The sequence below is a fragment of the Aquimarina algiphila genome (genome assembly GCF_007489275.1).
In the GTDB taxonomy this organism is placed as follows: domain Bacteria; phylum Bacteroidota; class Bacteroidia; order Flavobacteriales; family Flavobacteriaceae; genus Aquimarina; species Aquimarina algiphila.
This window is the reverse complement of record NZ_VLNR01000136.1, coordinates 1-11,927: the sequence shown is the minus strand read 5'-3', so window position 1 is coordinate 11,927 and position 11,927 is coordinate 1. Positions and strand designations below refer to the sequence as shown.

Here is an 11,927-nt window from a genome sequence, read left to right as displayed (position 1 = left end):
AGGATTTGGTTTCGGATCTCTTTTTTAAGGATTTCCTGTTTGAGATACCAATCGTAGGTTTTATTAAAGCCATTACGCTTATTATCCGGGCTGAAATACAAATGCGCAGGGGCCACCCAGCGATTGGGGTTGCGCTTCAGGTATCTGGAGACCATATCTACACGTTTATAAAGAATTTGTTGGTAGCCTTCCCAATCCTTTTTACTGCCTTTGACCCTGAATTTTCGATATACCGATACCCAGATATGGTTTAAGATTTCATTTTCTTCTACCTCACTCAGGATCAACTCCGAAAACAATAGCAATTTGGCATACTTCCAGAAATCACGGACTAATTGTAATAAAAAAGCCGGATCCGACCCATTTTTACGCATTTTTTTTGCGCCCCTGGTTTGGGTTTTTGAGCCGGAAACCGGACTTTTCCTCGTGTTCTTGTCTTGTTCCTGTACTGTTCCTGTAACGTTAGTTTCTTTTGGACTGTGAGCCGATAGGTGAACTCCTTCTTCCGGAGTTATGAACTTATCCACAGTGCTATTATTATTCTTTTTTTGTTCCTGTTGTACATGAACTAATGGGTGTAAATTTTTCACTTCACTGCCATAGGCAGCTTTGATATCTTTAATGATCCCCTGCATATTTCCTTTAATTATGGATATCTTTTTAGGGGTAAAAACCTGCGGATTGATCCAGAGTTCAATCCCTGTTTTTCCCCTATGGATTTCTTTACTGATAAATCCTGCTGCTTTTAACCGTTCCTTATGGTTAATAATGGTTCGTACTGTACACCCTTTACAGGATGCCAAACTTGGATTAAAGGTTTTAAAGCCAGGGAGCTGTTCTGAGATATCTTCCCCCAATGAAACGGCATGATTGAGTTGTTTGGCATACAGTCGCGTAATTAGTTCTGCGGTGGCCCTATGGTTGGCATTTAATCGCTCGGTCAATTGATCGTGTTTTTCGTTGTGCCGATCTATAAATGCCTTTGTGGCCATAAAGACCGCGCTAAAATCATAGTAGGGGCGTATAGGGGGTATGGTTTCTGTGATCATGATATGATTTTTTAAGGTTTTTGAAGGGGATAAGGAATATTTATCCCCCGAAAACCATTTTTAATGAAGTGTTTTTTGTGTATGTCATACAATCTTTTGTCCATTGAGGTAGGCGATAATACTTTTCTTAGAATATAGTTTTCGCCTGCCATGCTGATAGTAATCAATGAGTTTTTCATCCCTGAGCATATAGAGCCGTTTCTTACTCTTTAACCCCATTAACTTGAGCGCTTGCTCGGTAGTCAGAAAATCATGCTCTTCTTCTGTTGCAGATTGAATTTGTTTATGCTTTTCATGGATGACTTTATACATAAGTACCATAGTCTCTTCCATGAGTTTATAATAACTGTCCTTTTCGAATACAATTAATTCCATTGCTATATTTTTGAATATGTTCTACTTTGTTTAAAGGATGAAGAAAGCTTGGTTTTTAATTTCAATACCAGTTTTAAAAAAGCAGGATCCTACTGGTATTGAAATTCTGGTTTTAGCCCCCGGATGATATCCCCGGAACCCACTTTTCAACATCTCTGGAATAAAGAAAACAAAAAAACAAAAGCGAATTTGGGGCGCAAGGGTTGCGCAACCCCATTAGAAAAGACAGCAAAGTGTTGATTTTTAGATTTTTGTAAGTTTAAAGGTGTCACGCTAATTCACATTAAATCACAGAAAAAAAATTATAAATGCGCAAAAAAACACTGGAAACCCCAGTAAAACCGTTCAAAACCGTACTTGAATGCAACCCCTATAAAAACTGGTGTTTCCAGAGGTTGTTAAAATATTAACATTAATTATAGAAAAGACCACAGAAAAAAGTGATCAAAATCGATTAAAAAATAGGGGAGGTAAAACATAAAAAGGGCATCTGTAGGGGCCATACCAATATCCTGCTTAGCGATACCTTTTTAAAAGGTTGACCTACATTATGAAATCATTTTAGAATCCTTAAACTTCTGGATAGTATTGAGCATCCGGATTAAAAGGCGCTCAACAGAAGCTAACGTATCTTTACTACTGGAGTAGAATGCATTTTTAACACTGTTCTCTGAGATATCCTTATCATCTTTGGACATATAAATTTGTGAAAGGAATTTAAAATATTGTTGTTTATTTCCTTTGACACTCACAACTTTTATTTCTGTAAACAGACGTGCAAACAAAGCTAATTCCGGGATGGTAAGGTTTACTTTTCTTTTTACAACTTTGGACTTGGTAATATTCACGATACCCATATCTGAACTGGGTATCTTTTTAGTATTGATTTGTTCAATTTCATAGGTTTGATGGGAGAGGGCTATACGCTGTCTGATGTAACTGATCAAATATGTTTTTAAGCTTGGGAACTCAGGATGGTAACTAATGGGGGAAGTCACCGGGACTTCTTCTACCCGCATGAGTTGACGATACAGATAGGTTTGTTGTTCGGTCGGAGTAGAAAAATCTTCCAGTCGATGGAGTAATTCTATACTCATTGCCTTACCTACATTATGGGTATTCAGATCCAGGGCAATCATAAGGCTATAGACCTGATCGTGATCCGGGGATTCCAATTTTGTAAACAGACGTGTAAACAGGTCTATATATTTGCGGTAGAATTCCCGTTTTATATAAGTTAATGGAGTAAAAGTATCTGAAGTAATTTTATATAAAGGTTTACAGAGTTCCAGTTCAATTTCTTTGGGGAGTTTCTGCTGTTTGAAAAGGACAATCAATTCTTGAGAAACATCATAATAGGTAGAAATGAATTGTCGTCGTTGCTCATAAGATACTCCTAACTCTTTATCTAAATATGTGTCGCAACATTCTTCCATATAGATAAGTATGCGATCCAAGTATCGGTGCATACATCGAAAAACATCTTGTATACCTTTATGCAATGATACATTTTGAGAGGTATCAGTAAGGTATGTTTTCTCCAAGGTAGCGATATAGTAGTTCAGTTTTAGTTGGTATTTACGAATTTTACTTTCCCTTTTTTCTTCACTGATACTTTCATCAAAATAGAGTTGATGCAAATATTCTGTGAAATCGTTATACGTAGGTCGCAGCAATATAAAATAGTAATAATAACAAAGTGCTGTATTGGATAAAGTAGTATAACTTCTATTGATAAAGATATCTACTATATAACGCTCTTCAGTTTCCCTGATGTGTACTTCCTGAATGTTACTTTGCTGTACGGAAATATGATCCAAAAGGAATGACAGTAGGTTTGGATTGATTTCTGTTAGCAAAGTGTTTTTAAACCCTTCTTTAAGCGAACTTTCATAGGTATAGAAAGGGGTCTCTGAATTTTTAAGAACGGTAAAAGAACATTCGGATCTTTTTTTGACCACCATGGATAAATGGGTAAATACATAGGGATAATAGCGTTTTAAAAAAGTTAGATATTTTCCCCTGGGTAAAAAACCTGACAAAAGCAATGGCATATCCTCACGGAAGATACCATAGAATACACCGAAGTGCTCCATATTGGTTAAGTTATTTAGTTACTATTTTCTGTTTCCCGATAAGCCGGCTAAATTGCCTGGGGTAGGACTACTACTTATCATTATAAAGAACGCACAAAAATTAAACCAATTTTATGGAATTTGTTAAATTTTTATACTTTCCTTACTTTATTAAGACATAAAGGCAAAGAAAGTGTTGCATAATAAAAAAATAAAAAGGGGTGTAAAACGTATTGAAGATATTGAATAGCTTGACGAAGACACCAAAAGTAAGCTGCTCTTTTTGATTGATAATGTAATCTAGAACTTTAAAACCAAGCAAGCTTTCTTATAACCCACAATAAAAAAACAGCCACCTATCTAGATGACTGTCTTTTAATTATTATGTTCTTACTCTTATGGTAGTCCGAGTTACAAACGCAAACTAGCACATATTATACCCTAGCGGGGGCTTATTTAATAAATATTGAATATATAGAAGGTTTAGTGTTCCCCAATTGATTCAAATAACCTGATTCCGAATTATTTATTTTAATTATTTGACTAAATAATCTAATCATCAAATAGAGAATTATACCAAAACAAATTATGATAATCCCCCAATAGAAAAAGCCAAAATCGAATATTTTTAACAATTTCCAATATGTATGACGATTTACATCAACTATAAACCATATCAAGTTACTAAAAACATGAAATAATAAGTTATATATAAAGCCAAATCGAATATATAATACACAAGAGATAAATCCGAAACTAAATAAAGTGATTAGTGTAAAACTATTTATCTCATTAAAATTAATGTGAACTGATGTAAAAAAGAGACTAGATAAAATAATAGCTATAATCAAATGATTTCTAGAGAAAAAGCCCATCATAATTTTCCTAAAAAGTAATTCTTCAAAAACTGGGGTCATAATTACTATATTTAAAAAAATAGCAACTAAACTAAGTAAACTCCTAGACGACATATCAACCGATTCAGGAATTTCTTTTTTATCTAAAATAAAATCTATTCTCAAAAAGGGCTCTTTAATTATAAAAAAAGTAATAGCACAAAAAGCTATAATAGGTAAAATTCGAATACTAATGTTGGTTTTGTTATTATCAATCAAAAAAGTTTTCCTTATAAACCAAATTAATATACTAATAAAGAACACACTTAATATAGGATCAATAAATAAAAAATAATCTGGATTAATGTTAATGAATTCCTCTCTTAGAAAGATGAATTTCAATAGTTTTTCAAACCCATAGTATAAAGTGAAATATATAACTAAAGTTAAACTAGATTTTAAAAGACTTCTAAGCATATTTAAGCATTATATTTAAGACAATAAAGGAATTCTTATTTTATTCAAAAGAGTTTTTATTTAGTATTAGTTATCTAGTTTTTTCATTTTATTTAATCTTTCATTATTCAAAGCTTTCATGCTATCAATATCCCTCTTTTTCTCCTTGATCATCTTATTAGAATTCATTTCAATTAATCCATGTCTTAGAGCACCTCCTATTTCACTTAAAGCACCAGCAGCACTAGGATCAGATGGATGACTTTCATGTGCTTTTGCTGACTTGTTCAACTCATGACGTTCAATTGCGGTTTTTTTAACTTCTACCAAAGAATCAATATCTTTGTTTGCCTTATCAATTGATTTTCTAGTATCATTTACATCACTTGCTAATTCTCTTCTTTCAGATATTTTTTCTTGTGCAATAGACTCTTTATCTAATACTTTATCTATATTTATTTTATCCCCTTCATTCAAATTTAACTTTCTAAATTCTGGGTCATTAATATCACTTAGGTTTTCAACATTGCTGAACTTTGTAGGGTTAGATTCGACTATATCAAAATAATTTGCTTCAACATTGAATTCTCCTGTTGAATTTAAATCCTCGGCTATTTGACTTGGTCCCTGTCCTGCTTCAACCTCATAGGCTACTATTTTACCATTTTTATCTCTAATAGGTCCTTCTTCAAAACCAAAAGGAGCCATCCCATCAGGATCCATAAAATAAATAGGATTATCAAATCCATAGTTATAAGGTGAGTGTCTACGCATTTTCTCTGCTAATGGATCAAGATTCATCCATCTTCCTAATGCAGGGTCGTAATTTCTGGCTGTAATATCTATCCAAACAAGCCCAAGTTCATTTTGTTCTTCTTTACCACCAAACTTCAATAATTGTGCCGTAGAATTTCCTAAAGAAGATACAGTACTGTTATAGCCTTTATGAGTCAAACCAAAAGGATAATAATTATTCTCTTCAATAATTTCTAGATTGCCTGTATCATTTTTGGTGTAGCTTAAACGAACATTGTCAAGGTGATCTTTGAACTGGTACACATATCGATATCCTGTCCCTTCTGGAGTTGCATAACCTTCGGGAGTACTAAAATACTCAAGATTGCCATTTTTATAGATGTGGTTACCTGCGTACTCCGTTTCTATTAAAGAACTTCCACTTGGAGCAATTTTCTTAAGCTTTGCTCCAGTAGCGTCGTAAATATAAGTAATATTTCCTGTTCCTTGCGCATTGGATATAGAAACTGTTTTAGGCAAGTTGAGATGATTGTAGGTAATCCCTGTAATGCCTTTGTTTTGATCGGTGACCATATTGCCATTATCATCATAAGTAAAATCATCATTAGTATTGGTTCCATCTTTAAACCCAAAGATTTTGTTTGCAGTATCTGTAACTTTTACCAGTTTATTACCTGCATCGTAGGTATATCCTAAATTATCCATTACCCCAAAAAAAGTAACAGCTTCATTTATATGTCCTGTCCTATTTAACGTTAGGATATTTCCCATTTTGTCATAGGATATATTGGATAGGTTATAATTTCCATCATTACTACGCCCTTCTACGATTCTGTTTAATTCATCATACTGATATCCATAGGCTCGTTTGGTATTATCATTGGCAGTTTTCCAAAGGGTTTCACTGATGTTACCATTATACAAAGGAGTTGCTCCTAAACCTTCTGTAGTGGTGTTATAATTGATGCCAAAAGCAAACAAATCGTTTCCTAGAGTATTTACATCATTAATTCCTGTAAGCCAGCCTCTTACATTATATTTGTAATTCACTTCTTGTAGTGGGGAGGTTGCTTCACTGGCATTCGCAACGCCTCCCACAGCTTTGGATTCTAGTTGTCCTAAGGCATCATAGGTATTGCTCACAATCTGCTCGGTATCCTGGGTATTGATCTGTTGAGTTTGCGTAAGCAATCTTCCCATATGATCATAGGTAAACAGATCAGTAGTACAGGTGAGTACTCCGTTTCTGATATGCTTAGTAAAGGTTTTTAAAGGTTTCCCGGTAAAGTCCAATTTGGTCAGCACCCAATCATCAGTGCCCAGGTATTGGTTATTTACATTAGTTTCCCATAGCCTTCCTTTTTCATCATAATAAGATACCGTATTGATCCATTGATTGGTGTCTAATACCCGTACTCTCGATACTGTCTGCGATCCTTTTGGATATACTACTACATTCATACCCTCCCAAGGTCCGCTGCTGGTAGAGGGATGAAATCCTACGGCATCTCCAACATCATAATCATCATAGTAACTGATAGTAAGTAGCTCCAGATTGGTATTTGGGAATGCAGTATTGCTATAATAGATTGCTGTGCCATCCAGCATTGCTTCAGCTCCTCTTTCTTCCCAGAGAGAAGTAGCTGCATTTACTGTGGTTTGTATAGCTCCTCGATCCCGACTATCGGTGTATTTTCCGGTATAGGTTACCCTACCCAAAGCATCATACTTGGTAAAGAGCCAGAGGTTGTCTTGTTTCTGTAATGCATCCTGGGTAAGTACCGGTTGATCAAGTTTGTTGTAGATGATATATTCCCATCCTTTCCCCGGGATTTTCTTTTCGATGAGCCTATTTCTATAATCGTATGTGTATTGATAACACACTTCGACAAGCTCAGTGTTCGATACTCCGTCTGTAGTATTGACTTTTGGTGGAATCACATAGGTAAGATTGCCATAACTATCATAGACATAATAGGTATCATGTGCTTCTGATGTTGATGAGGGTGTCGAAGCATAGGTTCTCTTTAACACTACACGTCCTTGTTTGTCTTTATACTCTTTGGTCGTATGTAAATCTCCATCTGAGGGTGTCCAGTTCTCATCCTTGGTAATGGTCACATACAATTGATTGGGAGTATAGTGATTGTTTTGTGCCAGTTCTGGCTTTTGGGTATCACCCCCTGTAAAGCTTACAGTAAAATTCACTACTTCATTACTTGCATTGGTACCCCAATCAAATTTGATCGTATGATCGGTATCACTGTTGGGATCGGCTTTCCATGCTTTACCTGGAGCACCTTGTTCTGTAACTCTATTTAGAGGAGAAGCTTCAAATACACTCTCACTATAGGCATTAACATCTCCCAGATTGGTCGTAATCCCAGGAAAGTCGTCTGAATATGTATTTTTATAATACGCATTGATATCAATATTGACATCTACGGTTTTATAACTTCCAACAGTATTGTTCGCCTCAAAAGGAAGATATTGTTTGGCTTGTCTACCATAGGCATCATACTGCATATGGGTGACAATATCTTTACCTGTAGGAGAGGCTTTGATCGCTCTTTGTTGTATGGGTCTTCCCAGGCCATCATAGTAGGTGACACTCTCTATGGTGTTGTCTACATCATTGGCATTGGCACAACTCACATTTTCCATATCAGTAATGGTTACTGCCGTTTGAGGAACCGTGGTATGGACATAATTCTTATCAGATAACACTACCTGAGCCTGCATTTGCAATCCCATAAGTAGCATCACTATACTATATATAATTTTATTGTTTATCATCTTACTTATTCTTTATGGGATTATTAAAACTGCTCACCGGTTCCACCACCACCTCCACCAGAGGATTTATTCACTATGATGGGAACGATCTTCTCTTTTACCGTTCCGGTCTTAGTATCAGTTACGGTAACTTTAATCTCATATTCTCCATTCTGACTTGATCCAAAGGGTAGACTTGTACCGCTTCCTGCATAGTAGTTGGTAGAAGGATTGGTTAATCGCCATACCCTCCAGCTTTGAGAATAGTGTCCAGAACCTTTACTTCGGCTTAGACTAATATTCACACTAGGATTGGCATTAGTCAGGGTAGAAGTCCCGGGAGATACGCTAATGGTTAACGGATCATAGACATGAAGCCTTCTCGTATTGGAATTCTTATAATGTTCTGGTGCAATTCTGGTATCCACTACTCTAAAATAGACGTCATAGGTTCCTTTACTTGGGAAATGATAGGAATAACTGGTACCTGTTTCACTTTGTTTTACTCCATTGCGATACCATTCATACCTATGATATCCTGAGCCTCCACTAATCCCACTGGCTGTAAAAGTGGTCGTAGTCCCTCTATCGATATCCGTTTTACTGGCGCTGATACTTGGCGTATTTAATGGATTATAGATATATAGTTTTCTCACGGTACTGTTTACCATATTTCCACTCTCATTATCAATTACTTTAAAATAGACATCATAGGTTCCTGCGGTATTACTGGTATAGGTTAAGCTAGTGGTTGTACTGGATTGTTTGACATTATTAACATACCACTCATAGCTACTGTTTCCTGTTCCCCCGCTAATCCCAGAAGCAGTAAGACTAGCATTGGTTCCTTTAAGGATATACTGACTTCCACTCACGGTAGGAATTCCTAATGGAGGATATGCTGCTTCTACACTCATAGTATGGCTTACCCTATGTTTGGTGTGGGTATTATACGCCAGTACTTTTACTTCATAGGTCCCTTCACCGGTAAAGGTAGTTGTAAAATTAGGGGAGGTATCACATTGCTCTTCGACACCATTAACTGTCCAGGTATATAGATTGGCGCCATCGGTTCCAGAGGTATTGGCCATAAAGGTAGCAGGCTGGTTAGGAACCTTAGGCTGATCACCCGGAGTATCGATAATGACTCCGCCCAAAGCATCAGACTGCTGACCTTGATAGTTATAACGTACTTGCTGTACGACATGCTGATTTTGATCTAAAGCATATTGCATTCGGTTCATATCATCATACCTATAATATGCCGTTTGTCCTTGAGGGCTCGTCATACTGGTTACCCCGATTAATGGATCATAGGTATATCCGCTGATCTGTGCATTGGCAAAATAGGCATGCTCTCTTAGGTTTTTAAACAGCGTACGCATGGTCGTTTCTTCAACAGCCGTATCTTCTGTATCTGAAGTCGTTTTTAACTGATCAATCAGTGTCATTACTGCTGCAGGTATCCCCGTATAACTTGCATTATCAATTTTTACAATGGGTTGGGTGTTGTTATACCCCCAGACATACATAATATGACGCCCATCTACTTGAGATACTTCAAGAGGGTTTCCTTGAGTATCATACTTGTGATAGGTCAATCGAGGCTCTGGGGTATCACCTCCTTTGGCCACCTTAGTGATCCCGGGAAGCACGATACCATTCCCCCAATCGATAAATTCTGTAACCTGAGTCCCAAGAATAGTGGTATTTTCTTTGCTCTGTGTTTCTACAGGAGTCGTAATCCTGTTTTGAGCCACCAAAAGATTATTTACTGTACTATTTTTATCATAAGGATAACTATAGGCGGTCGTCAACGTTTTGTTATCACTATCGGTTGTGGTCTGTGTTTTTAGCTGACCATAAGGATTGTCATAGGTATACGCGCTATTCTTAATAATAGTTTTGTTATCATGTATTTCTTCCTGTTTTGAAGAAAACATAGGATATAACTCAGAACGATTGACATAGGTGACAAATTGAGAATTATTAACCCCAGAAGTCATCGTTTGTAGATTTCCTACCGCATCAAAAACATAATTTACCTTACCTGCTTTTAAATTATATGAATTTAGATGGCCTGAAGCTCCAGTATGACGTTCTAGCGGGCCATATACATTTGTAGTTTTTCCATTCACTGTATAGGAGCTTCCTTCTTTAGTATAGGATTGTTGTTGTAATGTCAGGCCTTTTCTCCAGTTCTTTTTCTCGGTTGGAGGAAAAGGAAAACGCTCTGTAAGATCTGTTTGTCCGGAAAAGTACGACCGGGTTTTAAGCACTTCACCAGCATCTCCAACTAATTGCTCTTCTACAGTAGTATACAATACCGGACTACCAATATACGTACTTAACGGGATATTACTGGAGGAAGTCCTCTTGGTCAAGTAGCAATCCATTTCTGTCCTTCCTGGAGGAGTACGATCAGGGAGATAATGATAATTTTCTTTGCTCACAAATACAGGTTTAGAAAGATTGATTCCAGAAGAAGTAACCGCATCTTCTTTCATATACGAATAGCGTTTGGTGGTATGTCCTCCTTGTGCATCATAGGAATTTATTTCTTTGATTCGTATGCCTCCAAAAGGGATATTAGTAACTTCTGGTTCTGATGGGGGATTACCAGAATAGTATTTTAATGTTACACTTGCCACCGCCCTTGGGGTTCTGTCTGGATTTGAAGGAGCAGCAATTCTTTCTAAGGTAAGCACTAATTCATAATCTCCAGGCTCCAGAGTATATAATGTTTGATCCTGTTGTTTGGTAACGGGTTCCAGTTCTGCAGAGGCAGTTTCAAATTTATAGTTACATATCCCTGCTCCCGGACAATTCTTGATCGTGCCTCCTATTTTTTTGAGCTCTACCAGTGAGAGAGAATATCCCATAGAAGAATGTAGATAGTATCCAAAACTAACCTTAACACTGCCATCAGGAAGTGCTTTTGGTGTAAAAGGAACCCTAATCGTTTCATTAATATTATCGTTTATTGGATAGGTATCTGAAGTGATCGTTTTATTTATAGCCATATCGAGGCGAGCTTCACTACCTACTTCTCCAGTATCTAGTTTTCCATACACTTGGTTTTGTTCATAGATAAATTCTGAATATCCTTGAGTAGGGTAATGTATCTTTTTTAAAGCCCCTTCTTGAGTACTTGCAAAATCAGAGGTTCGATTTGAATTTTCTGAAATTAAACTCCCAGTAGTATTTGTATTACCACTATAATACCCCCAATAATCTTGTTTATAATAGGCAATATCAGAAGTAGGATTTCCATAATACTCGAATCGGTAGTACTCTTGTTGAGGGGTATTTGTTTTTCCCCTGCTTATAGTAGTCAATAGTTTCCTTGTAGCAGTTTTATCAGTATAGTTTAGAGTGTACTTCATCACCTCTTGCCCTATACTATTTTTTATTGTTACCGCATCCAGTGATGTTGGATTTTTATTGATATTGACTGTCGTATACGTAGAATAATCAAAAGTTACCGTTTCAGATGGAGTAATGATCTTATGTAATAAAAGCCCAAAGGTTTCATTATCTGAGGAAGAATGAGAAACATTATTTAGGTTTCGCTCATTGATACAACGCTGATATTCTGGAGAACC

General features: G+C 36.4%; 6 protein-coding genes. All 6 read right to left on the bottom strand.

Features of this window, described 5'->3' with window-relative positions; all coding sequences use genetic code 11:
- The coding region (locus FOF46_RS30375; protein WP_143919172.1) for a hypothetical protein at positions 1-1,049 on the bottom strand (1,049 nt) is incomplete at its 3' end.
- A gap of 84 nt (positions 1,050-1,133) precedes the next feature.
- Complete coding sequence (locus FOF46_RS30370; RefSeq protein ID WP_143919171.1) at positions 1,134-1,424, bottom strand: helix-turn-helix domain-containing protein; 291 nt, start codon at positions 1,422-1,424, stop codon at positions 1,134-1,136.
- Positions 1,425-1,972: 548 nt separating this feature from the next.
- Positions 1,973-3,520: a hypothetical protein gene (locus FOF46_RS30365; RefSeq protein ID WP_143919170.1), complete on the bottom strand. Its 1,548-nt coding sequence runs from the start codon at positions 3,518-3,520 to the stop codon at positions 1,973-1,975.
- Between the two features lie 431 nt (positions 3,521-3,951).
- The gene (locus FOF46_RS33165) at positions 3,952-4,470 is read right to left on the bottom strand and encodes a CPBP family intramembrane glutamic endopeptidase (RefSeq protein WP_420885153.1); all 519 of its coding nucleotides are present in this window, start codon (positions 4,468-4,470) and stop codon (positions 3,952-3,954) included.
- 408 nt (positions 4,471-4,878) lie between these two features.
- Positions 4,879-8,343 (bottom strand): DUF6443 domain-containing protein, encoded by a 3,465-nt coding sequence (locus FOF46_RS30355; RefSeq protein WP_143919168.1) that lies wholly within the window; start codon positions 8,341-8,343, stop codon positions 4,879-4,881.
- A gap of 23 nt (positions 8,344-8,366) precedes the next feature.
- Positions 8,367-11,927: PKD domain-containing protein (locus FOF46_RS30350; protein ID WP_143919167.1), on the bottom strand; the 3,561-nt coding region annotated here is incomplete at its 5' end.